Origin of the sequence: Neoasaia chiangmaiensis (assembly GCF_002005465.1) — a bacterium.
Classification (GTDB): domain Bacteria; phylum Pseudomonadota; class Alphaproteobacteria; order Acetobacterales; family Acetobacteraceae; genus Neoasaia; species Neoasaia chiangmaiensis.
In genome coordinates, this window is record NZ_CP014691.1 from 1876846 (window position 1) to 1900497 (window position 23652).

Consider the following 23652-nt stretch of genomic DNA (forward strand, 5'->3'; position numbering starts at 1 on the left):
TAGATCAGGGCGTGCGTTGGCCCAGCAGCCGCTCGATCGAATGTGCCGTGCCGCGCATGTTCGTTGCGGCGGTGGCGCTGAGCGTGCGCCACATGGTGGGGGCTGCCGCATGATAGACGCCGTCGAGCCAGAGGATCGCATCTTCCTGTTCGGTCGAGCGGGCGATGCAGCGCATGGCTTCGATATCGTTCTTGCAGCGTTGCAGGACGGTGCGGTGGGTCAGGTCGGCCAGCAATGTGCCGAGCAGGATACCGGCCGGTGCTGCCGCGCCGGCCGGTGGCAGGATGAGGCCGGGGGTTGGCGATGTCAGCCCGGCCTGTCGGGCGATGGGTGCGAGCACGTCGGCCACGCTTTCCAGCCCGACCGGAATGATGCCGCGACGCAGCATGTCGGACCAGAGGGCCGGTGCGCCAGAGACGCCAACGATCTCGAGTGGGATGAATGCGGTCCAGGCGCGGCCCGGGATGCCGAATTTCTGGAATGTATCAACGTGGTAATCGCGGATTGTTCCCCAATAAAGACTGTCAGTGCGGTCTTTTGCCTGTGGGGCAAAGCGATGTTCAAAGTCACTTATCATCAACTGATAGCTAATTTGCAGCCAAAGAGCTGGCGATAAAGGGTGTCCCCAGTTTCCTGCGATAAACTCGGCGAAGAAACGCGCAGTTCGTCCCGAGATTAGAGATTGATTGACAACACCCAAGGCCAGTTTGCCATAGGGATCGCCGAAATGGGCCAATGCCCTGTAATAGGCATCTCGGTCTCGCCTGGAATATGCAGTGGACAGCACAGTAAGCAAATCCGTGTCACAACTCATATCGCTCTGCCTTTATGATTGTTTAGCGAGGGTCGCGAATTTCCTTTTGACGTCCGTCATGATGTCGAACCACGAATTGATCCGGTGTCGCGGATAGCCGATATCCAGAAGTAAATGGCCCAATACAAATCGCTCCGAGCATTGGGGTACAATTCCGTCTCTGTCGCAGACCAGGGTTACTTCCGGCAGATTTGAAATCAGAACATAGACATCTTTATTCGGCAGAAAGAATGCAGCTTTGTTATGAATAATCTGCCTGATCCCGTGGCCGGCCGGAATGGGAAGCGAACTGGCTTCCGGGGAAGTCAGGGCAATTGCCATAGGACGATCCAACGGTTCTTTTCTGGGATTGGCGGATGCCACACGTGCAAGAAGGTATCTCGCGAGTTTTTCGTTATTATCGAGGGGATTGCCCAAGGCACCGAGGATGCGCAAGGCATCGTCGTCAAGGCCTCTGGGATCACCGATCCATGAAGGCCATGACACGCGGAGGAGAAATTCGGCGTCCGTGCTGCCTGCTGGTGGGACGATGCCGTCCATGAAGTCATCGGCCGGGATCGATAGCGTGATCTTGTGGCGGGATTTGTCCTGTGGGTCCGACAGGAAATAGGTGACGGGCGCGGAAGATGGTCGGGCCTGATCTGTATCTTTCGCAAAGACGGTTTTCGGCGTGCCGGCAAGTATCAGGAGGGCGAGCATTGCAGAGGGGAGCATCGCTTTGATCATGGTTGCAGGGTTCTGCCTTATGATTGTTTAGCGAAGACCGCGAATTTCTTTTTGACGTCCGTCATGATGTCGAACCACGATCCGACACTGTGCCGAGGAAAGCCGACTTCGAGGACAAGGCGATCCAGATCGAACCGTTCGGCGCATTGCGGCACGACGCCATCCCTGTCGCACGAAAGGGTCATTTCCGGCAGTTTCGACATGACGACATAGACGTCCTTGTTGCTGAGAAAATCAGCCTTGTTATGCACGACCTGCATAATACTGTGACCGGACGGGATAGGTAACGGACCCGTCTTGGGCTGGGCCAGATCGACAGGAATGGGTCGATCTACTGGCGCCTGCCATGGCTTGGTTGTGGCGACATTGACCAGAAGTGTTCTTGCCAGCGTATCGTTACTGTCGCGGGAATTTGCGACGTCCCCAAGGATGCGCAAGGCATCGTCGTCAAGGCCTCTGGGATCACCGATCCATGATGGCCATGATACGCGGAGGAGAAATTCGGCGTCCGTGCTGCCTGCTGGTGGGACGATGCCGTCCATGAAGTCATCGGCCGGGATCGATAGCGTGATCTTGTGGTGGGATTTGTCCTGTGGATCGGACAGGAAATAGGTGACGGGCGCGGAAGATGGTCGGGCGTGATCCGTGTCCTGCGCGAAGACGGTTTTCGGCGCGCCGGCAAGTATCAGGAGGGCGAGCATTGCATAGGGGAGCGTCGCTTTGATCATCACGGCAAGGTGCGGCACGCATGCGCGGGGTGTCAACGACGGTTTTTACAAATGCGCCTGACTATTTCATCAGTAATACTTCCGGAATCTGCGGGAAATTCCCGGCCAAGGCCGGGGAGAATTGAAATTGAGTGGCGTCGACAGGTGGGCAGGCCTTAGTCCTTCGTCGCGCGTGCCAGGCTTTCCGGGGTGATTTCCGCGATCGTGCGGGCGCCGGTCAGGGTCATGGCGACGCGGAGTTCCTTTTCGATCAGGTCCAGCAGGTTCTCCACGCCGGCGCGGCCGTTTGCCGCTAGCGCGTAGATGAAGGCACGGCCCAGCAGGACGGCATCGGCGCCGAGGGCGATCATTCGTGCGATGTCCAGGCCGGAGCGGATGCCGGAATCGGCGAGGATCTTCAGGTCACCCTTCACGGCATCGGCGATCGGCGGCAGGGCGCGGCAACTGGACAGGACGCCGTCGAGCTGGCGACCGCCGTGGTTGGAGACGACGATCCCGTCCGCGCCGAAGCGCACGGCGTCACGCGCATCGTCCGGATCGAGGATGCCCTTGATAATCATCGGTCCTTTCCAGACATCGCGGATCCATTCGAGGTCCTTCCAGCTGATCGACGGGTCGAAGTTGTTGGCCAGCCAGCCGATATAGTCTTCCAGCTTCGTCGGGTGGCCGCGATAGGCGGAGATGTTGCCCAGATCGTGCGGCCGTCCCCGGAGTCCGACGTCCCAGGCCCAGCGGGGGTGGGTGAGCGCCTGAAGATAGCGGCGCAGGGGTGCGTGCGGGCCGGACATGCCGGAATGGGCGTCGCGGTAGCGTGCGCCGGGTGTGGGCATGTCCACGGTGAAGACCAGCGTGTTGATGCCGGCTGCCTGCGCGCGCTCCAGTGCATTGCGCATGAAGCCGCGGTCTTTCAGCACGTAAAGCTGGAACCAGATCGGCACGGGGCTGCGTTTCTGCACTTCCTCGATCGGGCAGACCGAGACGGTGGAGAGTGTGAAGGGGATGCCCTTGCGCGCGGCCGCGCGGGCCGCCTGCACTTCGCCGCGTCGGGCATACATGCCGGTCAGGCCCACGGGGGCCAGGATGGCCGGGATCAACAGCCTGCGACCGAAGAGTTCGGTCTCGGTGCTCAGCCCGTCCACGTTGCGCAGGATGCGCTGGCGCAGGGCCAGGTCCGCCAGATCGGCGACGTTGCGGCGCAACGTGTGTTCGGCATAGGCGCCGCCGTCGATGTAGTGGAAGAGGAAGGGCGGGAGTTTTCGGCGGGCGGCTTCGCGATAATCCGTCGTCGCAGAGATAATCATCGGGACTGGGAGCCTCAAATCCATGGGAATGTGCCGGGCTCGACCGTCCGGCGAAGGGCAAGGTGCGCCGATCGTCGGACAGGGTCTAATATATGGTAGAAGCCCGTTCCATATGTTTGCCGTATGGATTGCGATCGGACGTCTTGCAGGACGGGGCGTTTCCGGCGCGCCGCCCTGTTTTCAGGCGTTGACGGTCGCAAAAACGTGTTTGCGGCGGGTCGGGTTATTTAAGGGATGGCAGTCGTCAGGAAACGTCAGTCGAATGTGCGCTGCGTCAGTTGCGCGCAGAGTTCGGCGCGGTGATCGCGGTCCAGTGTGTTGACGTTGAACGGGTTGCCCGTGTGCTGGAGCAGCCCCTGCCCGCCCAGCGAGTAATAGGGATCGGTCCTGACGTCCGCGCGTGCTGCGAGCTTGCGGCCGACGACGCGTGCTGTCGTGCCGCCTGCCAGATGGTTGCTGACGCAATAGGCCATCATGCCCGCGACGTTGCCCGGTCCGGCATGATCGATCGCGGGCAGGCCGAATTGGTCGAGCGTATCGGGTGTCTGCGCCGTGTCGATCATCTGGAAGCGTGGAACGGATTGCGTGCCGACGGTGGGGGTCGATGCCGGGTTGACGAGGCCCGGCTTGAGCAGGTCCTGGGCATGCGCGCCCATGGTCGGGGCAAGCGCGAGGGTGGCGAGGACGGCGAAGCGACGGGCGATCATGGGAGGGCCTTTCATGGGGATGGACGGGGCGGTGCCGGAGGGTCAGTAACCCGAACCGGCGATGAGGGCGGTGACGATGGCGCGCCATTCGTCGTCCAGGCTGCCGTGGTGCATGGTGCGGCGTGCGCGCCGGTACCAGTAGCGGGCATTGGCGTTGTCGCCTTCCCGGCGGTGGAGCCAGGCGTGGACCCAGTCGGAATCCGGCTCGCCCTCATGGGCCTGGACGATCTCGTGCGCTTCCGTCCAGTCGTTCTTGCCTGCCCACCAGAGCGCGCGCAGGCCGTGGCCGATATGCTCGGGCGGCACGTTATGGTCGAGCGTGTCGAGATAGGTCGATAGCGTCAGGGTCACGAAGCTTTCTCCCAGTCGTAGGAGACGCCGGTCAGTCGTTCCGAGGCGTCCCACAGGCGTTTCGCGAGGCCGGGATCCGATGCGTCGGGTGGAATCGGCGCCGGTCCGGGCGGTCCGCGCCGTTCTCCCCGGCCCTGGGGGCCATAGTAACCACCATCCAGCGCGTTCGGGGAGAGGGCTGCGTAAAGCAGCGGCTCCGCGCCGTGGGCGACATCCTGGCCGAGGGTACGGAAGACCGCGCTGCCGACTGTTTTCTGGACCGTGCGCAGGATCTGCTGCGCCCTTCCCTTGCCGCTGCCCAGGGCGGCGCTGTTGGCGATGATGTCGCTCATGGCCCAGCCGGGATGTGCCGCGCGGGAGTGGATCCGGCCGCCATGGGCGCGGGCGCGGCGGTCGAGTTCCAGCGCGAAGGAGAGGTTGGCGAGTTTGCTTTGGCGGTAGCGGCCGAAGGCGGAATAATGGCGCTGGGCGTTGAGATCGTCGAAAGGCAGCTTGCCTTTCCATGCCGCGAGGGAGGCGACGGTCACGACGAGGCCGTGGCCCTGCGTCAGGCGTGTCAATAGCTGGCCTGTCAGGGCGAAATGGCCCAGATGGTTGGTGCCGAACTGGAGTTCGAAGCCGTCTTTGGTTGCCAGACGTCGTGCCGGGCCCATGACGCCGGCGTTGTTGATGAGGATATCGACCTGCGGGGCCTTGTCGTTCAGGGAGCGGACGAAGGCCGCGACGGAGGCGAGCGAGGCGAGATCCAGCGGCAGGAACTGCACGTCCGCGTTCGGCACCAGGGCGCGGAGGCGATGCAGCGCGGCTTCGCCCTTGGTGGGATTTCGGCCGGTCAGGATCGTGCGCGCGCCGCGCTCGGCCAGTCCTCGGGCGGTCTCGAAGCCCAGCCCGCCGGTGGCGCCGGTGATGACGGCGACCTGTTCTTCGAGGCGCGGCATCCTGTCGAGGCGCCAGGCGTTTTTCGTGGTCATGACGAGGCCTTTTTCCTGCGGTTCCAGCCGCCACCGTGTTCCTCCTGTTCCGCGTCGCGAAGGGCTTCCTCGGTCAGGCGCTTTTCGTTGCGCTTGAGGAAGACCAGGGCGATGCCGAGGGCGATGGTGACGATCGTCCCGACGCCGATCGCCAGGGGGCCGGACAGCCTGAGGATTTCGTGGCCCAGGAGATAGGCCCCGATCGCGTAGCCGCCGGCCCAGGCGATGCCGCCGAGCGCGTTGTGCCAGAGAAACGATCCCCAGGGCATTCGGTTCGCGCCGGCCAGCAGGGCGACGAACACGCGCAGCACGGCGACGAAGCGGCCGACGAAGACGACGAGGCCGCCGTGGCGTTTGAAGAGATAGCGGCCGAGTGTCAGGCGGTCTTCCGTCAGGCCGACTTTCTTGCCGTAATGTTGCAGCAGGCGGTAGCCAACGGCGCGGCCGATCAGGTAGCCGAAATTGTCGCCCATGATCGCGCCGGTGACGGCGGCCACGACGATCCAGCGGATTTCCATGTGATGGGTGCTGGCGGCGTAGAGCGATGAGCCGATGATGATGCTTTCGGCGGGGAGTGGCAGTCCCATGCTTTCGAACATAACCACGATGCCGATGACGCCGTAGCCGTATTCGTTGAGCAGGTGTTGCAGGAAGTGCAGCAGCGTCGGGATCCTCGCCTGATGGGTGAACGTGAAAAGCAACCCAGCCTGACCGGAAGTCAAGACGCCTCGCCAAGAAGACATTTCATGTTTATTTTGAAGGTTATGTCCGATCCTGCCCGTTCTTCGTCCCGTTCCGCCGGCTTCTGGTCTTCCTGGGTCACGCCGGAACTCGTTGCCGGGCGCACCATTGGCCTGTCCGATCTACAGGTTGCGGGAGACCGCGTGTACTGGCTGGAAACGCGGCCGCAGGAAGGGCGGGTGATGCTCGTCTCCTGCGATGCGGGAGTGGAAGGGCGGCCGCGTGACGAGCTTCCGCCAGCCCGTGACGTGGGGTCGAGCGTGCATGAATATGGCGGTGGCGGCTATGCGGTCGCGCCGGATGGGCGCCTCGTCATCAGCGATCGGCGGGAAAACGGCGTCTGGCTGCGCGATGGCGATGGCTCGTGGCATCGGCTTGGTGGCGCGTCGGGCAGCCGCTATGCGGATTTCGCTTTCGATCCGGCGGGTGACGGCGTCTTTTGTGTATGTGAGGCGCATGACGGGCCGGGTGAGCCGGTGGCGTCGGTCATGTGGTTCGGTCATGACGGGGTGGCGCGGGTGCTGGCATCGGGCGCGGATTTCTATGCCGCGCCGCGTCCCTCTCCCGATGGCGGATTTCTTGCATGGATCGAGTGGGACCATCCGGACATGCCGTGGGACGCCACGCGATTGCGGCTGGCATCGCTGGCCCGTCCGGGTGACGGCCTGAGACTGGCCGAGGCGCGCTGCCTGATGGCGGATGTGCCGGCATCCAGCATTGTCGAGCCGGTCTGGACGCCGGATGGCGGGCTGCTGGCCAATTCGGACGCGCTGGGTGGCTGGCGTCCGGTCCGTTTCGATCGTCGGGATGACTGGCGGGGAGAATGGCTGCCCGACCCGCGTGCCGAGGTCGGTCTGCCGCACTGGATTTTCGGCCAGAGGACGCTGGCGCCCCTGCCCGATGGTCGCCTGCTCGCGCTGGGCATTCGCGATGGCCTGAACAATGTGCTGCTGCTGGAGGATGGTGTCTGGCGCGATGTGGCGCTGGGCGCGCCGGTATGGTGTCCGTTGCCGGTCGGCCATGATTTCGCGTGGATCGACGCGCCGCCGGATCGGCCTTCGGCTGTGGCGGTCGGGCGACCGGGGATGCCGTTGCGCCGGGTGCGCGCGGCGCTCGCCCTGCCGGATGGTGTCGTGGCGGCGGATATCGCCGTGCCCTCGCCCCTGGTCTTTCCGACGGCCGGTGGCATGCGGGCTCATGCGCTGTTCTATCGTCCGGCCAGCGCCAACGCCTCGCTGGCGCCGGATGAGAAGCCGCCGCTGGTGGTCATGGCGCATGGTGGCCCGACCGGGCGCGCCAATCCGGCCTTCTCCTTCAAGGTCCAGTGGTGGACGTCGCGCGGTTTTGCCGTGCTGGATGTGAACTATCGGGGTTCGACGGGGTTCGGACGGGCCTATCGGCAGGCGCTGGATGGTGCGTGGGGCGTGGCGGATGTGGAGGATTGCCTGCATGCCGTTGCCTATGTGCTGGAGGAAGGTTGGGCCGATCCGGCGCGCGTCGTCATTCGTGGCAGCAGTGCCGGGGGGCTGACGGTGCTGCAATGTCTGGCGCGATCCCGGCTCTTCGCGGCGGGGACGTCGCTTTATGGCGTGACGGATCTGCGGGCGCTGGCGCAGGAGACGCACAAGTTCGAGGCGCGATATCTGGACCGGTTGATCGGTCCCTATCCGGGCGCGGAGGCTGTTTATCTCGCGCGGTCGCCGGTGACGCATGCCGGTGGCATTTCGGCGCCCGTCCTGTTCCTGCACGGCGATCAGGACCGGGTGGTGCCGCTCGGGCAGGCGGAACAGATGGTTGCGTTACTGCTCGGGCAGGGCAACCGGGCGGAGATGCATGTCTATCCGGAGGAAGGGCATGGTTTTCGCCAACAGGCGACGTTGATGGACAGTTTCGAGCGCGAGGCTGCTTTCTACCGGGATATCTTCACAGCCGCCGGATAACGCGGAAGGCGGTCAGCACGGCCATGGTGCCGATGATGACGACGCCGAGGGACTGGCCGTAGAGGATGCCGATCGGCCCGTAATGCGCGCCGATCCAGACGAAAGGGATCGTCCCGAAGGTCGCGCGCCCCCAGTTGAAGCCGGTGGAATAGAGCGGGTGGCCGAGATTGTTGAAGGCCGTGTTGGCGACGAACAGCAGGCCGATGAAGAAGTAGCTTGCCACCAACCAGCAGCAGAACAGGCGCACGATGTCCGCGCCGACGCCGTGGATGCCGAAAAGCTGGATGACCGTGTTGTGGAACACGGCGAGTACGGCCCATGTGGTCAGCACGCAGAGCGCCGTCAGCTTCAGTGCCGCGCCGAGCGTTTCGCGCACGCGGTGGGGCAGGCCGGCGCCGAGATTCTGCGACATGATCGGCCCGACGGAGCCGGTCAGCGCGAAGACCAGGGCGAAGGCCACCGGCACGATGCGGTCGATCGTGGCCTGGCCGGAGATGGCGTTCAGGCCGAAGCGGGACATGAAATGCGTGGTGAACAGGGTGCCGATCGGCGTGGCGAGGTTCGTTGCGATGGCTGGCAGCGCGACCTTGCCGATGCGCCGGGTAGCGGGGCGGATGGCGCGCCGTCTGGGCCGTTCGAGCATGTGATGGCCGCGCAGGCTGACGAAACCGGCGACGATGACGGCGGAGCGGGACAGCAGGGTCGAGATCGCCGCGCCGGTGAGCGCCCAGTGCAGCACGAAGATCATGATCGGGTCGAGAATGGCGGAGGCGATCGCGCCGACCAGCGTGACCTGCATGGCGCGCCGCGCATCGCCGACCGAGCGCAGCAGGGCGGACTGCGCCATGCCCATGCAGACGAGCGGCAGGGCTGGGGCGACGATATGCAGGAAATGCGCGGCCTGCGCGCGTGCCTCGCCAGTGGCACCGAGCAGGCCAAGCAGCCAGTCGGCGAGCAATGCGGTGGTCATGCCCAGCACCAGCGCCGTGCCGAACATGACGACGAGGAAGGCTGACGCCAGCCGCCGGGCGCGGCGGGCCTGGCGTGCGCCGATCAGCCGGCCCGTGACGGCGCCGAGGCCGATGGTCATGCCGATGGAGACGGCGATCTGGACGTAACCGATGGCGCCGGCGAAGCCGATGGCCGCTGTCAGCGCCGGATCGCGCAGGCGCGAGATGTAGTAGAAATTCAGCAGGTCGACGGCGAAGACCGCCATCATGCCGATGGCGCCCGTGCCGGCCATGACCGCGACGTGGCGCATGATGCTGCCGGTGACGAAACGCGCCGGCCGGGTGGCGCGCCGGTCGATTTCCGGGGCGGGTTCGGTCGGTCGGGTCGAGAGAGTCGTGGACTGGGACATGTTTGTCTGATTTTGCACCGGACGGCGCGTCGGGGAAATGCCTGATTTCAGGAAAAAACGACGACGCACCGGATTTATCGATCGTCTAAATCATTTGTTAACGCCTGGCCGGCAAGAATACGTTTCGGGCGGTCTCGCGCCCTATGGATGAGCACCATAAGGCAGGGATATTTGGACGATGTCTATTTTCGGTTCGGTGACGACGGCGGTCAGTGGTCTGAATGCGCAGTCCAAGGCATTCAGCAATCTGAGCAACAATATCGCCAACAGCCAGACCGTCGGATACAAGGCGACATCGACCTCGTTTCAGGATTACGTCACGGGCGAACAGGATTTTTCCTCGGCGATCGGTGGCAACGACACCGTGCAGGCCAATACCGACCAGCATAACGACATGCAGGGTACTGTCAGCGCGAGCACGAACAGCCTGGCGCTCGCTATTTCGGGCAATGGCTTCTTCAATGTTCAGGAGGTGAGCGGAAACGCCAACAGCGCGACGCCGGGTTTCGATACGCAGCAGTATTACACGCGGAATGGCGATTTTTCGCAGAACGCGCAGGGATATCTGGTCAACACATCCGGTGCGTTTCTCGACGGATACCAGGTCGATGCACAGGGGCAGATGAGCACCAGGCTGGCGCCGATCCAGATCAGGGACGTGGCGTTCAGGCCCACGCAGAGTACGACGATGACGCTCAGCGGCGCGATCGGCGCACTGGGAAAAACCGGCCAGACCAACACGTCACAGGCGACGGCCTATGATGGCAACGGCCATGCCCAGCCGGTCACGCTCAACTGGACGCAGAATGCGACGGACGCCCAGACCGGCGCCCAGCAGTGGACGGTCAGCAATGCGGCCAATCCTGCCGATGCCACGACGGTGCGCTTCGACAGCAGTGGCAAGCTGCTGGCCGTCGGCGATACGACCGGCAGCGGCGAGACAGGAAGCTTTTCGTTCAAGGGATCGCCGCAGGACATGACGGTCGATCTCGGGACGATCGGTGGCGATGCGGGCGTGACGCTGGCGGGTGTGGGCGGGAATGTCCAGAATGGCCTGCCGATGACGACGGACAGCGTGACCTCCGGCAATTATCAGGGGCTGGCCATGCGTTCGGATGGATCGATCATGGCCACCTTCGATAATGGACAGTCGCAGCTTGTCGGCAAGATTCCCCTGGCCACCTTCGCCAACGTCAATGGGCTCTCGCCGCAGGACGGGCAGAATTACGTCGCGACGGCCGCCTCCGGTGCCGCGACGCAGAACGCGGTTGGCGTGGGGGGAGCCGGCGCGCTCGATACGGGGTCGGTCGAAGGCTCGACGACCGATCTGACGAACGACCTATCGCAACTGATCGTGGCGCAGCAGGCCTATGGCGCGAACACGAAGGTCGTCACCACGGCGGACCAGTTGATGCAGACCACGATTGCGATGATCCAGTAATCCTGAGAGCGGCGGTGGCGAAACCACGATGAGTCTTTCCGCATCCCTTTCCATTGCCACCAGCGGCCTGAATGCGGCGCAGTATGCGATGAACGTGGCGTCGCAGAATGTCGCGAACGCTGGCACCAGCGGCTACGCGGCAGAAACGGCCAATGTTCGCGCGCGCGATACGAATGGTGTCGGTAGTGGCGTTAATGCCGGTCCGACGACGCTTGCGACCGATGCGCCATTGCAGAAGGCATTGCTGACGCAGAATGCCGAGACGGCATCGCTCTCCGCGCAGAACGCGGCGTTATCCGCCGTGAGTGCCGTTCAGGGTTCCACCACGGCGGCGGCGGGCAGCAGCGGTACCTTACCGGATCAACTCGGCAACGTTCAGTCCGCGATGATCGCGTTGGTGGCCACGCCGGATAGCGCCACGGCGCAGCAGAACGTCGTGGCGGCGGCGGGAAATCTCGTTTCGACCGTTCATACGCTGGCGGACACGTATCAGCAGCAGCGGCAGAATGCGCAGGATGCGATCGTCGGGAGTGTCGGGTCGATCAACACCAGCCTGACGACGATCGGCACGCTGTCGACGCAGATCATGCGCTTGCAGTCGCAGGGCGTCAGCACGGCCGATCTGGAGAACCAGCGCAACACGGTGGTGACGGATCTGTCGAACCAGCTATCGATCTCGACGCAGGTGGTGTCGAACGGGGACATGAGCGTCAGGACGGCCGATGGTCTTCTGTTGCCGACGCATGACATCGATGGCACGACGAACGGTGCGATTTCCAGTCAATGGCCGCTTTCCACGTCGGCGGCCACGGTGACGGTCGGGGCCGCCTATCCGGGGACGTCGGCGGCGAATGCCCTGCCGGCGGTCACATTGGTCGGGCGGGATGTCACGAGTCTGATGCGGGGCGGCACGCTTGGCGGCAATATCGCCCTGCGGGATACGACCTTGCCGACCATGCAGGCGCAGCTGGACTCGTTTTCCTACACCCTGGCGTCACGGTTTCAGCAGCAGGGGATAGGTCTTTTCAGTGGGTCCAATGGCTCGCTGCCCTCCGCCGCTGGCGATGCAACGGCGCCCGATGGGACCGTGGGTTTCGCGCAGGATCTACAGGTCAGCCGGGGTTATGCCGGTAATGCCAGTGCGCTGGTCAACGGCTCGAAGGGCGACACGACGGCGCTCCAGAACGTTCTGGATGGCGGTTTCGCCGGGGGGCAGGTTTCGGCGCCCGTCTCCGGGCTTGGCATCAACGGCAATCTGGCTATCGGCTACGATGGGGCGCAGGGGCTTGTGGCGCTTTCGACGAGCATGACCGCGGCGCAGGCTTCGGTCATCAGCGATGTTTCCGGCAATCTGGACACGGCACAGGCGACGCAGACAAGCCTGAGCGGGAAGCTCGGCAGCGCGACGGGTGTTTCGATCGATCGCGAAATGGCGAATATCGTGACGCTGCAAAATGCCTATACAGCAAACGCCAAGGTTGTTTCGGCCGTGCAGTCGATGTTCCAGTCCCTGCTCAACGCGATCGGAGGCTGAGGGTGAGTGGCGTCATTTCGGCCTATGGCCAGCAGACGGCATCGTTGTTTCTGGATCGTGCCGTTACGACGCTGGCGTCTCGCCAGCAGGCGTTGCAGACGCAAGCCAGCACGGGTGTTCGATCGGATTCCTATGCGGGGCTCGATACTGGGCGTATGCAGGCCTTGTCCCTGCAACCGGCGCTGACGCAGATCAGGAGTTGGAGCGGCAACGTGACCACGGCGCAGAATCGCCTGTCGGTAACGCAGAACGCTTTAACGCAGATCGGCACGCTGGGTGACCAACTGACGACATCGCTGGCTGGGCTGTCCGGTCATCCGGACAAGGCAACGGTCGATGCTGCGGCCTTGCAGGCCCGGCAGGCGCTGCAATCGCTTGGCGGCCTGCTCAATGCGCAATCCGGCGATACCTATGTGTTCGCAGGACAAGGCGGCAATACGGCGCCGGTTACCACGACGGATTTATCGGAGAGCGATCTGGCGCATCGTATCGCCGTGGCCGTGCGGCAGGACGGCAGTGGGGATGCGGCGGGCATCCTGTCGTCGACCTTGACGATGGCGGGCGCGACGGCTGCCGGATCGCCGTTCTCCGCAGGACTTTCCGTCTCGCCGCAGCAGGCCGCGGGTCAGGCCTACAAGACTGCCATCGGGCGGGGCGAGGTCGTGACGGCGGGTATGACGGCGACCCAGGGGCAGGTCGCCAGCGACACCTCCACGGGATCACCGATGCGTGATCTGATGCGCAATCTGATGGTGGTGGCGTCCCTGAACGACGCGTCTGTCGGGACATCGGCGTATCAGGGTCTGATACAGGGGCTGGCGTCGTCCAACCAGACCGTGACGTCGGGGTTATCCGACGTGGCCGGGCAGCTTGGTATTGCGCAGGACACGCTGACTTTTCAGTCCAGTAGCCTCGATCAGATGACAACAGCGCTCACCGCGCAACTGGGCGACAGCAAGGATGCCGATCTTGCCGCGGTTTCAACACAGCTTACGCAGACGCAGAACCAGCTTGAGGCGTCCTACAGTATCATTGCCAATATGAAAGGAATGACGCTGGCGAGTTACCTGTAGTTTCCCGACCGTCAGGCGGAAACCGCCTGCTGTGCCGCGCCTTATAGATTTTGCAACAAAGTCTTCCAGGGAGCGCCATATGACGAACGCGGCAGAGCCGACGCGATGGGAGAAACTTCCGTTTTCCGACGCGCCGCCGGTGGCGCGGACGCATGCCCGGGCGGTGTCGCTTGGGGCGGTCGAGCCGACGCAGGACATGCGTGTGCTGGTGGTCTTCAGGCCGCAAACGCCTTTTTCCCTGCCGTGTCAGGCATTGTCGCGCGCCGCGTATCGGCAGAAACACAGCACATCCGATGCGGTGATATCTCGTCTGCGCACGCATGCCGAGACGTGCGGCCTGACGGTCGAGCGGGCGGACCCGGCGGCGCACCTGTTGATCCTGCGCGGCACCTGCCAGCATGCTGTTGCGGCGTTCCGGCCCGCGGGCCTCGGGCTTTATCGCGCGGGAGATCGGGAATTCATCGGGCGCGAAGGGGGCTTATCCGTGCCGGAAGGCATGGCGGGCGATATCGTGGCAGTTATGGGGTTCGACCATCGACCGGTGGCGCGTCCGCATTACCGGCGTGCCGCAAGCCCGAATGCCGCATCGACCAGCTATACCCCGCCGCAGGTCGCGGCGCGTTACGGATTCACGTCGGAGCCGGGCACTGGACAGACCATCGGTCTGATCGAACTGGGGGGCGGCTATGACGCGACGCAGATGGCGGATTATTTTCATCAGCTTGGGGTCGATCGCACCGGCAGGTTGGCATCGGTTTCCGTGGGGGGTGCCGGCAATGCGCCGGGTGATCCCAATGGCGCGGATGGTGAGGTGCAACTGGATATCGAGGTGGCGGGATCGGTCGCGCCCGGGGCGGATCTTGCAGTGTATTTCGCCTCGAATCAGGGAAGCGGCTTTTACGAAGCTGTGTCGACGGCAATCCACGATCAGACGAATGCGCCCGATGTCATTTCCATCAGTTGGGGTGGCCCGGAGAGCGGCTGGTCGGCGCAGGACATGAATGCGATGGATCAGGCGTTCCAGAGTGCGGCGACGTTGGGCATCTCGGTTTGTGCGGCTTCAGGCGATAGCGGCGCGGATGATGGAACGAGCAGCAAGGTCGTGGATTTTCCCGCTTCCAGTCCGCATGTGCTGGGATGCGGTGGCACTTCCTTGCCGAAATCCGGTCCGGAGGTCGTCTGGAACGACGGTGCGCATGGTGGTGCGAGTGGCGGGGGCTATAGCGGGCATTTCGCAAAGCCGTCCTGGCAGACCGCCAACAGGAACAGCATGCGTGGCGTGCCGGACGTTGCGGGCAATGCCGATCCCGAGACCGGCTATCAGGTGGTGATCGACGGGCAATCGAGTGTGATCGGTGGCACCAGCGCCGTTGCGCCGCTTTGGGCGGCGTTGATCGCCAAGGCCAACCAGCAGGGTACCAAGGCCGGTCTTCCCGGGGCAGTTCTTTATCGGCGTGCTGTCGATTTCAACGACATCACCAAGGGCAACAATAATGGCTATAGCGCCACGACGGGATGGGACCCGGTGACCGGGTTGGGATCGCCGAAAGGGGCGGCGATCGTCCGTTTACTGGGCGGCAATCACGCCGAAACATGACCTTGGGCGGTTGAAGGCCGGCGGGTCGGCGGCAGTGCGGTCAGGAAGGGGATGTTGCCGTTTCGTAGCGGCGATAGACCCATGTGGCATCCTCGTGGCGGTCGACGGCGTCCAGAACGCGTTGGTGGTGGGGTGAACGCGCGCAGACCGGGTCTGTGGCGGCCGCGTTTCCCGTCAGCGCCAGGGCCTGACAACGGCATCCGCCCCAGTCGACCTCGCGCTGGTCGCATGTGCGACAGGGCGCGGGCATCCAGTCCGTGCCGCGGAACAGGTTGAACAGCGGGGCATCGTTCCAGATGGTGGCCAGGGACTGATCGCGAACGTTCGGGAATGCCACATCGGGGATAGTCTCGGCGGCGTGGCAGGGCAGCACGCGACCGGATGGCGAGATGTTGACGAAACGCTGGCCCCAGCCGCCCATGCAGGGTTTGGGCTGGTCGGCGTGGTAGTCCGGCGTGACATAATCGATGGCGAGGGCGTGGCCGTAATGCGCGCGGGCGGCGTCGACGGTGCGGGTGGCTTCTTCCAGCTGTGTGCGCGACGGCATGAGCGCATCGCGGTTGCGCAGGCCCCAGCCGTAATATTGCGTATGGGCGATCTCCACGCGACCGGCGCCGAAATCATGTGCCCAGTCGATCATGGCGCGGATGCGGGCGACGTTATGGCGATGCACGACGAAATTCAGGGTCAGTGGCATGCCTTCGGCCTGAAGCAGGCGGACGGCTTCCAGTTTTTTCGCCTGGGCGCCACGCAGGCCGCCGATGGCCTCCGCGCCTTGCGTTTCGACATCCTGGAAGGAGAGCTGGACGTGGTCCAGCCCGGCATCGCTCAGCACCCGCAGGCGGGCGGCGTCCAGCATGACGCCCGATGTGATGAGGTTCGTGTAGAGATCCAGCTTGCGGGCGTGGGCGACCAGTTCCGGAAGGTCGGGCCGTGCCATCGGTTCGCCGCCGGAGAAATGCACCTGCAAGACGCCGAGTGCCGCGGCTTCGTCCAGCACGCGTCGCCATGTCGCCGTGTCGAGTTCCGCGTTGCGGCGTTCCAGATCGACGGGATTCGAGCAGTAGGGGCAGGCCAGCGGGCAGCGGTGGGTGAGTTCCGCCAGCAGGCTCATCGGCGGCGGGGCGTTGGTCATGCGATCAGCACGCGTTTGTCGGTGAGGTCGGCGAGCAGGGTCAGGACATCGCGTTCGATGGTCTCACGCGGGGCCTGATAGACCCTGGCGAGATCGTCGACGATGGTGGCGATGGAGCGTTCGCCATCGACCCGTTGCAGGACGGCGGCGGCGATCGGATCGGCGACGAAGGCCTTTTCCGGTGCCTGGATCAGCCAGACATCGCGCGTTGTATCGTGACGCAGACGATGGCCGCGCGTGAAACGTGGCGTTGCGTTTGCGTCGAGCGTCATGATGCGAAGGCTTCCGGCGTTTCCCGACCGCGGAACACGCCCGGTGGCGGATGGCCTTCCATATAGGCGTGTTGCAGGGCATCGAGCATCGACCACAGGACCGCGCATTTGAATTCGAGTGCGCCGATCACCTCGGCCTGTCGTTCGGCCGTGCGGGCATGTTCGCGGACATAGGCCAGGGCGAAATCGGAGTCGCGCGGGGCCTGGGTCAGGCGCGGGGTGAAATAGGCGAGTGTCTTTTCCGAGATGAAGTCGTAGTGGCGCAACATGCCCGAGACGCGTTCGCTGATAATGGTGGGTGAGAACAGTTCCGTCAGGGAGGAGGCGATGGCGGCCAGAATCGAGCGTTCGCGGACGAAATGCACATAGGCCTCGACGGCGAAGCCGGTGGCCGGGAGCGTGCCGCGCAGGCTCTGGACGTAATCGCGCGACAGGCCGAGGCCGTCCGTCAGGGCCAGCCAGCGTTCGACGCCGCCGGTGCCGGGTTCTGTGCCGTCATGGTCCTCGATCCGGCGGCGCCATTCGCGTCGCAGGTCGGTTGTCGGCAGGCGGGCGAGCAGGGAGGCGTCCTTCGCGGGGATGCTGGCCTGATAGTAGTAGCGGTTCAGGGCCCAGGCCTGCACCTGCGTGCGGTCCAGCTTGCCGTCGTGCAGGGCACGGTGGAACGGGTGGCGGTTATGGTAGCGCGCCGCGCCGATATCGCGCAGGTGCTGTTCGAGCGCATCGGGGGAAAGGATGGTCATGCGGCGTCTCCGAGCGTGAAGCGTTGGCCGTCCTGACCGACCTGCCAGCCTGCGGCCTCGACGATGGCGCGTTCCGGTGTTTGTGGCAGCAGGATCGGGTTGGAGTTGTTGATATGGATCAGCACGCGTTGCGCAGGCGCGTCCGGCAATTCCGCCAGCACGCCGCCGGGACCGGAGATCGAGACATGGCCCATGCGTGCGCCGGTCTTGGGACTGAGGCCGGCGCGGATCATTTCGTCGTCCTGCCACAGTGTGGCGTCGAAGAAGACGATATCGGCATGGCGGACGCGGTTTTTGACATCGGGGGTGATGTGGGCGCAGCCGGGTATGAAGACAAGGCGGTGCGTGCCGTCCGTGATTTCCAGCCCGATGGTTTCGCCGGGCTGACTGGGCTGGTTCTCGGCATAGAGCGGGGCCTTGCCCGGCACATCGAAGGGGCTGACCGTCAGGCCGGACGGTGTGCCGTCCGTGTTCGGCAGGTTCAGGGACTGGCCGGGGAGCAGGCGTTTGCGCGGCACGAGAGCGGGGTCGAGCGCACCGAAAATCGGGTTGGCCTCGAGCTGGGCGTGGGTGGTGGCGGTGGCGTAAAGGCTCAAGGCCTGGCGTTCGCGCAGGGTCAGCAGGCCGGTGATGGCGTCGATTTCGCCATTCGTGAGCAGGACGCCCTGGATCGGGGTCGAGCGGGGGGCTGTTCGGGGATGGAGGGCTGGTGTGGCGATGATCTGAGCCCGCAGGTCGGGCGCGGCGTTCAGCACGAACCAGTTCCTGCCGTCGGCGCTGACGGCCAGCGAGGTTTGCGTGCGGGCCGGCGCATCGCCGGTGAAGGCGGCGCGGCAGCCGGTTGCGGCGGAGTTCCATTGCGGAAAACCGCCGCCTGCGCCGCTGCCGAGAATGATGGCATCGATCATGGGATGCCTTGTTAGAGCAGATCGCGCCCGCATGTCACCGTGCGGGCGCGATTGTGCGGGCGATTACCGGTCCATCGCCGAGTAGGTGACGTTGCCGGTGCAGTTCACGGCCGGTGCGCCGGATGCCTGCGATGGCAGTGTGACGCTGAGTGTCACGTTGTTGTGCGCCAGGTCGCGCCCGTAGGTCAGCACCCAGGCGGACGACGTGCTGCTGGTGCTGTCGTCCGGCTTCTGGGTCTTGGCATTGCCGTTGTTGCCGCCATCGGCCGGCAGCACGACCTGGGACGAACCGGCATAGGCCATCCAGATGCCTTTGAGGCGCCAGTGTGCCGCATCGTAACCGTCCACGCAGGCGAGATCGCCTGAAATCATGACGCCCAGGGCGCCGCCGGCGTTGGAAAGCGGACCGATATAGTTCGAGCCATCTTCCGCCGCGCCACTTGGCGTGATGGGAATGGTCGCGGCGCTCGTGCCGGAACCGCGCACGGACATCCGGCTCGACGCGTGCAGCCCGTCGGCCCGGGACACCTTGGCAGCGGGGGTTTGCGAGGATTTGGTGGCATGCACCACACCAGTCCCGTCAAGGATCAGGCCGCATGTCGTGTCTGTCTGTCCGTAGTTGCACAATCCGATACCAGTGCCATTGGACTTCGGGTTGAGTTCGATATGCTCCTGCACGGTGCCGTCCATCGCGGGGGCTGTACCCTGCGATGAATTGCCGTCCACCTGCACGCCGATGTTCGTCGTGATATGCGCCCATGAGCCCGTGGGGTCCTCGCCCGTCTTGCCGTTGGTGTCGGCTGCGACGTTGCGCGTGTTCCAGATCGTCGGGCGCACGGTATGGCGCGGCCAGCCGCCGTCGCACTCGTAGCCGGCGCGGTCGCACATCGTCCAGTCGGCCATCACCTGCGTGTCACCTGCATTGTAGGTCGGGCCGCCATAGCCGTTCACGCGGTAGGACTGGCTGGAGAAGGGCTGCGTGAAGTATTCGCCGCTCGCCTGATAGCCGACGAGGTTCGGACCGGCGGAATAGTAGTTGTAGCTTCCCGCCGCGGGCTGCTCCGCCGCGCCGGACTGCTTGGTGAACACCACCGTCTGGCCGTGGATGATGGATTGTCCTGTGGGATCGTAGTTCCACAGGTCGGCTTCCCACGCCTCGCAGTCGCGCAGTTGCTGGTTGCGGTTGCCGGTCGGATAGTTGATGTCGCCGGGCGCTGCCGTGGGGCTGGGGCCGGGTGCCGAGCACAGGGTGTAGTGGTTGAATGCCTTGGTGTAGACGCCGAACATCAGCGCCGGTGCGCCGAACTTCGTCCATGTCGTGTCCAGCGTGGGCGTGGAGCCATCCGTTGTGGTCTGGCCGGGAACCTGATTGCTGTCGCTGTCACCGCTGCCGAACACGCGCCAGCCATCCACGGTGATGCCCGTCACCAGTCCGGCGCTGTTGGTCTGCGCGGTCTGCATCGTGCCGACATAGGTCGAGATCGCGCATTTGACGCAGCCGATCTCGTTGGTCATCAACCGTACCTGCGGGTGGGCCACGATCCAGGCCGAGGCGTCGGCGGGCAGCGGGTTGGCGAAGGTCGCGCCCGTGGCCGTGAAGCTCGGCGTATGGTCGAGGCCATCGCTCGGCACGGGCATGACGTTGGTGGCCGTCGCCGCCGTGGCGGTGAAATACGGCGTGGCGCCGCCCGCCTGCTGCACGATGCCGGCGGCGTCGAAGTTGTCGTAGTTCGGAATCTGGGCGGCGCTGCTCGGGCCGATGCCCGCGGCCTGTCCCTGAACGTTCTGCGAGCCCATCATGAACTGCGCGCAGGTGCCCATGTTGCCCCAGGAATAGGGGAAGCAGTGCTCGTTGATCGGCACGCTGTCATATTCCTGCGAACCGCCGAAGCGCATCTGCTCCGGTGGGGAGGCCCAGTCCGTCACCTGACCGCCGCTATAGGTCGCCAGCAACGAGTTGTTGCCGCGTGCGACGGAATAGCCACCGACCTGTGCCGAATTGGACAATGTCGAGAGCCATTTATGCGTTCTCATCGGCGCGAGACGGAACTGGGATGACACCGTGAGCGCGGATGTTGCGATCGGTTGCGTAAGCGTGCCCGTGGCGTCGAGTCCTGCTACGCCGGATGGACTGTTCAGGCTTGCGGTCTGAAGGAAATTATCGACATTGACCTGCGGACAGGCCTGGGGATCTCCTGCTGAGTCCAGACCGCAGATCTGGAAGAACGGCACGGTGTCGTGCCATGCGCCGTCATTGCCTTTATAGCTCGGCACGGAGACGGTGCCGTTACTGGCAACGCCCGATACGAGCATGACCGGATGAAACTGTCCGTTCTTGAGATAGCCCGACGGAATATTGGCGTTTGCGTGCGGGGTAGCTGAAATCACGAAAAGAAGAGATAAAATAGACAGGTAGGTGAAAAACGATATTTTCATTATGCGCCATTTCACTTGAAAATCCGAGCGTCTGGGGATCACCACGAGAGAGGATACCACACGCATCATGGCATAATGCCACATATGATTGCGCGTGTCAATAAAAAATATATATGACTTGGTCAAATAAATGGAATATTAATATTTCAATAGTTAATGAATGTGAATTCAAAAATGTATGACGTAAAAAATACTTTTGCGAATTACTTGTCTTCATAAGAAAGCTTCGTTGTCCGTCGACACTCGGGCCGAATGGCGCTGTCGCAACGGCTTTGTTAGAGTTATCGGCGAATGAATGCATGGGGTGCAGGACGTTCATGCGTGATCCGGGTTACGGAAGGGAAGCGGTGAGGCATAAAGACAGTGGATATCGCGGATAACCCGACACGATGGTGTGCCTGCTCTTTCGTTCGGCATGATTTCGAGCCATTACTGTGGCCGATCGGACCAACTGATACGGCTTTCTCCCGTTACCGTAGAACCGAACTTCGCCATGCATCGACTGAACCCCGTTTTCTGCGCTGAGATATCCTGACATGAAGATAAATCTGGTCGCTTGTGCGCGAGATGAGATCAAGAACATCAATGAGTGGCTTGTCTTTCACCGGGCGCTTGGTGTCGACAAGATCTATCTCTATTGTAACGACGATGACCCGACGCCGATGCTGAAAACGGTTTTCCCGTTCACGCAGGGGCTCGACCCGTTTGTCGAGTTCATCCATTTCACCGGCGAAGGTGAGCAGAAGTTGATGTACAAGCATTACATCAACAATCTCATGCGATCGAATTGCTGGATCGGCTTCATCGACATCGATGAGTTCATCACCATCAAGAATGGCGGCACGCTCGGTGATTTCCTCGCCGGTTTCGAAGGCCGCGATGCCGCCCATCTGTGCTGGTTCAATTTCGGGCCGGGCGACAACATCTACGATCCGCCGGGTTTCACGACGCAGTCCCTGACCCGGCGCAATCGCCATGCCATGCCGCATGGCAAGGTCTTCATCAAAAGCGATGTCATCGACCGGGATTGGATATCGGAAGGATACGGGACGTTCTTCCATGGCTTCGGCGATCTGGGGCTGGAACGCAAGCACAAGCCCTTCAGTAGCAAGACCGCCGATATCGCGACCTGCTGGGGCGATGATTTCTATCATCATTATGAAACGAATTTTGGCGGATATGCCCGTGAATACTCCGCCACGATGCAGGATATCGCCTATCTCAGCCATTTCCAGATGCGGTCGTTCGAGCATCTGATCCGCCGCGCCAAACGCCGCATCAGTGGCGATTTCGCCGATCAGTCTCGTTGGCGCGACATGGTTTTCCATAATAATTTCTGGGACAGGATCGCGCCGGACAACGAGGTGGAAGATCTGTTCCTGCGTGACTGCGGTTTGCTATCGACCCGATTCCTCTCGTCAGGCAAGGACGGAAACTGATGCGTTTTGCTGTTATCTTCAAAGCTCATGTATGGAATGAGACTGTCGAGCGGCAGTTTGAACGCCTGCGTTCGCATGTCACGCATGGCGACATTTATATTCTGGGCGATGGCGACGCGCATCATACTGTTCTGCCGGAAGGGGACCATGTCGTCTCCTACAGCCAGAGCGATCTGGATCGGATCGGTCTGGGACAGACAGGCAGCTTCTGGGCCAATGGCGACTATCAGACGATCCTGTTCTTTCTCGACAGGCCGCAATACGATTACTACGTGACGCTGGAATACGATGTCGGTGTATTTGCCGATATCGACCGGATCGTCGAGCGGATGCATGAGAACAATGTCGATGTCATCGCCGAGAAACTGCCGAACGATATTGCGCACTGGCCCCATCTGGGCTGTTGCATCGATTTCTACAATTTCCACGATATCAAGCCGGGCCTGTTCTGCATTTCCTTCTTCTCGAGAGCGTTGATCTCGGCGATTTATGCCCGGCGCCTGCAGCAGGTCAAAAGAAAGCGTTTGCTCAATACCAACCTGTTTCCCCTGGGCGAGGCCGTCATGGGATCGGAAGCGGCGCTGTCAGGCCTGAAGAGCGATCTGCTGCGCAACTATTGCGGGTCCCTCGATCATTATCACTGGAACATGGGCATTTCGGAGGAGATGCTGGCGGTCTTGCCGCACGAGGATACGTTCATCCATCCGCTGTGCGATGACGACAAGGTGGTGCGGAGCAACACGACGGACGATATTGTTCGGGTTGACGATCTGCTTCTGCTCAAGGCGGCGCATGTCAAGAGGCTGGATTTCTTCGCCAGGCTCTACGGCCTGCCGGAAAATGACGATGCCGATCGGCGTCGTGTCATCGCAGTCGCGGCGGAGACGCTGGATGAAGCGCCGCATATCGGTTTCCTGAAGGAAAAAATTCTGCGGAGCGGATTGATCGCGTCCCAGAGCTCCATCTCGGACTACTCCCGCCATCAAGGGGAAGCACAGGATTTGCTGCGTGCCTTTCCCAGCGGGGGCTACACGATCCATACAGAGAGGGAAGAAGGCGCGTTCTGGCGTTTCGACAGTGCCGAACCCGTCTTCGTCCGGCGCATCTACGTCTATGACCGGGCGGATATGCAGCGCTGGTATCAGTACGTCGTGAAAGCTGCTGATGAATTCGGCCGGGAGGAAACGCTTTACGCGAGCGAGAACTTCGAATTCCTGGGCGACCTCTACTGGGGGCCGCGCATTTTCGACATTAACCGGGCCATCACCAGCTTTTCGATCGGGACGATCGGCGAGGGCATGTTGCATCTGGACAGCGTCATCGTCACCGCCTGAGCGGCGCCCGACATCACAGTCGGGTGAGACGCATTGCAATATTGCGCGTGGCTGTCCGATCATGCGGCGTAGATCCGACGTCGACGACGAGAGGAACGCGC

General features: G+C 63.0%; 21 protein-coding genes. 7 read left to right on the forward strand and 14 right to left on the reverse strand.

Translation table 11 applies throughout. The annotated features are described in order from the left end of the window. Positions 1-4 precede the first annotated feature (4 nt). The 8 genes from A0U93_RS08860 to A0U93_RS08895 all read right to left on the reverse strand — a co-directional run bounded on the left by A0U93_RS08860 (position 5) and on the right by A0U93_RS08895 (position 6197). Positions 5-577, reverse strand: coding sequence for a hypothetical protein (locus A0U93_RS08860; protein ID WP_077807038.1), 573 nt, complete (start codon positions 575-577; stop codon positions 5-7). Positions 578-826: 249 nt separating this feature from the next. After that, on the reverse strand, positions 827-1540 hold the full coding sequence (locus A0U93_RS08865; protein WP_147151042.1) for a hypothetical protein: 714 nt from the start codon (positions 1538-1540) through the stop codon (positions 827-829). A gap of 17 nt (positions 1541-1557) precedes the next feature. Next, positions 1558-2304, reverse strand: a complete 747-nt coding sequence (locus A0U93_RS08870; protein WP_077807040.1) for a hypothetical protein — start codon at positions 2302-2304, stop codon at positions 1558-1560. A 119-nt stretch (positions 2305-2423) separates the two neighbouring features. Then, the gene (lldD, locus tag A0U93_RS08875; protein ID WP_077807041.1) at positions 2424-3569 is read right to left on the reverse strand and encodes an FMN-dependent L-lactate dehydrogenase LldD; all 1146 of its coding nucleotides are present in this window, start codon (positions 3567-3569) and stop codon (positions 2424-2426) included. A 254-nt stretch (positions 3570-3823) separates the two neighbouring features. After that, positions 3824-4276 (reverse strand): hypothetical protein, encoded by a 453-nt coding sequence (locus tag A0U93_RS08880; RefSeq protein WP_077807042.1) that lies wholly within the window; start codon positions 4274-4276, stop codon positions 3824-3826. A 42-nt stretch (positions 4277-4318) separates the two neighbouring features. After that, positions 4319-4681 carry a hypothetical protein gene (locus A0U93_RS08885; RefSeq protein WP_211273995.1) on the reverse strand — a complete coding sequence of 121 codons (363 nt, stop codon included), beginning with the start codon at positions 4679-4681 and terminating at the stop codon, positions 4319-4321. Then, complete coding sequence (locus A0U93_RS08890) at positions 4624-5598, reverse strand: SDR family oxidoreductase (RefSeq protein ID WP_077807044.1); 975 nt, start codon at positions 5596-5598, stop codon at positions 4624-4626. Before A0U93_RS08890 ends, A0U93_RS08885 begins: the two co-directional genes overlap by 58 nt. Beyond that, positions 5595-6197: a DedA family protein gene (locus A0U93_RS08895; RefSeq protein WP_077808431.1), complete on the reverse strand. Its 603-nt coding sequence runs from the start codon at positions 6195-6197 to the stop codon at positions 5595-5597. Before A0U93_RS08895 ends, A0U93_RS08890 begins: the two co-directional genes overlap by 4 nt. A gap of 147 nt (positions 6198-6344) precedes the next feature. On the opposite strand from A0U93_RS08895, the gene A0U93_RS08900 reads away from it, so the two are divergent. Beyond that, positions 6345-8279 (forward strand): alpha/beta hydrolase family protein, encoded by a 1935-nt coding sequence (locus A0U93_RS08900; protein WP_245824791.1) that lies wholly within the window; start codon positions 6345-6347, stop codon positions 8277-8279. On the opposite strand, the gene A0U93_RS08905 is transcribed toward A0U93_RS08900, so the two are convergent. Next, positions 8263-9540 (reverse strand): MATE family efflux transporter, encoded by a 1278-nt coding sequence (locus A0U93_RS08905; RefSeq protein WP_147151078.1) that lies wholly within the window; start codon positions 9538-9540, stop codon positions 8263-8265. The genes A0U93_RS08900 and A0U93_RS08905 overlap by 17 nt on opposite strands. A 277-nt stretch (positions 9541-9817) precedes the next feature. Here A0U93_RS08905 and flgE point away from each other — a divergent pair, with 277 nt between their 5' ends. From flgE to A0U93_RS08925, 4 genes are all read left to right on the forward strand, one after another. Continuing rightward, entirely contained in the window at positions 9818-11080 is a 1263-nt protein-coding gene (flgE, locus tag A0U93_RS08910) for a flagellar hook protein FlgE (protein ID WP_077807045.1), read from the forward strand. 28 nt (positions 11081-11108) lie between these two features. Next, the gene (flgK, locus tag A0U93_RS08915; protein WP_077807046.1) at positions 11109-12614 is read left to right on the forward strand and encodes a flagellar hook-associated protein FlgK; all 1506 of its coding nucleotides are present in this window, start codon (positions 11109-11111) and stop codon (positions 12612-12614) included. Positions 12615-12616: 2 nt separating this feature from the next. Further along, positions 12617-13687: a flagellin gene (locus A0U93_RS08920; protein ID WP_077807047.1), complete on the forward strand. Its 1071-nt coding sequence runs from the start codon at positions 12617-12619 to the stop codon at positions 13685-13687. Between the two features lie 79 nt (positions 13688-13766). Next, positions 13767-15284 carry a S53 family peptidase gene (locus A0U93_RS08925; RefSeq protein ID WP_147151047.1) on the forward strand — a complete coding sequence of 506 codons (1518 nt, stop codon included), beginning with the start codon at positions 13767-13769 and terminating at the stop codon, positions 15282-15284. A 40-nt stretch (positions 15285-15324) separates the two neighbouring features. Here the strand turns inward: A0U93_RS08925 and pqqE are convergent, their stop codons facing one another. From pqqE to A0U93_RS08950, 5 genes are all read right to left on the reverse strand, one after another. Beyond that, positions 15325-16419 carry a pyrroloquinoline quinone biosynthesis protein PqqE gene (gene pqqE, locus A0U93_RS08930; protein WP_077807048.1) on the reverse strand — a complete coding sequence of 365 codons (1095 nt, stop codon included), beginning with the start codon at positions 16417-16419 and terminating at the stop codon, positions 15325-15327. Next, complete coding sequence (pqqD, locus tag A0U93_RS08935) at positions 16416-16691, reverse strand: pyrroloquinoline quinone biosynthesis peptide chaperone PqqD (RefSeq protein ID WP_077807049.1); 276 nt, start codon at positions 16689-16691, stop codon at positions 16416-16418. Before pqqD ends, pqqE begins: the two co-directional genes overlap by 4 nt. After that, positions 16688-17434: a pyrroloquinoline-quinone synthase PqqC gene (gene pqqC / locus A0U93_RS08940; RefSeq protein WP_077807050.1), complete on the reverse strand. Its 747-nt coding sequence runs from the start codon at positions 17432-17434 to the stop codon at positions 16688-16690. Before pqqC ends, pqqD begins: the two co-directional genes overlap by 4 nt. Further along, positions 17431-18342: a pyrroloquinoline quinone biosynthesis protein PqqB gene (gene pqqB / locus A0U93_RS08945; protein ID WP_077807051.1), complete on the reverse strand. Its 912-nt coding sequence runs from the start codon at positions 18340-18342 to the stop codon at positions 17431-17433. The genes pqqC and pqqB overlap by 4 nt, the downstream gene beginning before the upstream one ends. Before the next feature lie 63 nt (positions 18343-18405). Continuing rightward, entirely contained in the window at positions 18406-20730 is a 2325-nt protein-coding gene (locus tag A0U93_RS08950) for a hypothetical protein (protein ID WP_149026873.1), read from the reverse strand. A 584-nt stretch (positions 20731-21314) separates the two neighbouring features. Here A0U93_RS08950 and A0U93_RS08955 point away from each other — a divergent pair. Then, on the forward strand, positions 21315-22217 hold the full coding sequence (locus A0U93_RS08955) for a glycosyltransferase family 2 protein (protein ID WP_077807053.1): 903 nt from the start codon (positions 21315-21317) through the stop codon (positions 22215-22217). Next, on the forward strand, positions 22217-23551 hold the full coding sequence (locus A0U93_RS08960; RefSeq protein WP_077807054.1) for a hypothetical protein: 1335 nt from the start codon (positions 22217-22219) through the stop codon (positions 23549-23551). Before A0U93_RS08955 ends, A0U93_RS08960 begins: the two co-directional genes overlap by 1 nt. Positions 23552-23652: the final 101 nt, after the last annotated feature.

Excerpts from the sequence above, each read along its gene's own strand:
- A0U93_RS08860 (WP_077807038.1), bottom strand. The coding sequence starts at position 577 with ATGATAAGTGACTTTGAACATCGCTTTGCCCCACAGGCAAAAGACCGC.
- A0U93_RS08865 (WP_147151042.1), bottom strand. The coding sequence starts at position 1,540 with ATGATCAAAGCGATGCTCCCCTCTGCAATGCTCGCCCTCCTGATACTT.
- lldD (WP_077807041.1), bottom strand. The coding sequence starts at position 3,569 with ATGATTATCTCTGCGACGACGGATTATCGCGAAGCCGCCCGCCGAAAA.
- A0U93_RS08880 (WP_077807042.1), bottom strand. The coding sequence starts at position 4,276 with ATGATCGCCCGTCGCTTCGCCGTCCTCGCCACCCTCGCGCTTGCCCCG.
- A0U93_RS08890 (WP_077807044.1), bottom strand. The coding sequence starts at position 5,598 with ATGACCACGAAAAACGCCTGGCGCCTCGACAGGATGCCGCGCCTCGAA.
- A0U93_RS08895 (WP_077808431.1), bottom strand. The coding sequence starts at position 6,197 with ATGTTCGAAAGCATGGGACTGCCACTCCCCGCCGAAAGCATCATCATC.
- A0U93_RS08900 (WP_245824791.1), top strand. The coding sequence starts at position 6,345 with ATGTTTATTTTGAAGGTTATGTCCGATCCTGCCCGTTCTTCGTCCCGT.
- A0U93_RS08905 (WP_147151078.1), bottom strand. The coding sequence starts at position 9,540 with ATGCGCCACGTCGCGGTCATGGCCGGCACGGGCGCCATCGGCATGATG.
- flgE (WP_077807045.1), top strand. The coding sequence starts at position 9,818 with ATGTCTATTTTCGGTTCGGTGACGACGGCGGTCAGTGGTCTGAATGCG.
- flgK (WP_077807046.1), top strand. The coding sequence starts at position 11,109 with ATGAGTCTTTCCGCATCCCTTTCCATTGCCACCAGCGGCCTGAATGCG.
- A0U93_RS08925 (WP_147151047.1), top strand. The coding sequence starts at position 13,767 with ATGACGAACGCGGCAGAGCCGACGCGATGGGAGAAACTTCCGTTTTCC.
- pqqE (WP_077807048.1), bottom strand. The coding sequence starts at position 16,419 with ATGACCAACGCCCCGCCGCCGATGAGCCTGCTGGCGGAACTCACCCAC.
- pqqD (WP_077807049.1), bottom strand. The coding sequence starts at position 16,691 with ATGACGCTCGACGCAAACGCAACGCCACGTTTCACGCGCGGCCATCGT.
- pqqC (WP_077807050.1), bottom strand. The coding sequence starts at position 17,434 with ATGACCATCCTTTCCCCCGATGCGCTCGAACAGCACCTGCGCGATATC.
- pqqB (WP_077807051.1), bottom strand. The coding sequence starts at position 18,342 with ATGATCGATGCCATCATTCTCGGCAGCGGCGCAGGCGGCGGTTTTCCG.
- A0U93_RS08955 (WP_077807053.1), top strand. The coding sequence starts at position 21,315 with ATGAAGATAAATCTGGTCGCTTGTGCGCGAGATGAGATCAAGAACATC.
- A0U93_RS08960 (WP_077807054.1), top strand. The coding sequence starts at position 22,217 with ATGCGTTTTGCTGTTATCTTCAAAGCTCATGTATGGAATGAGACTGTC.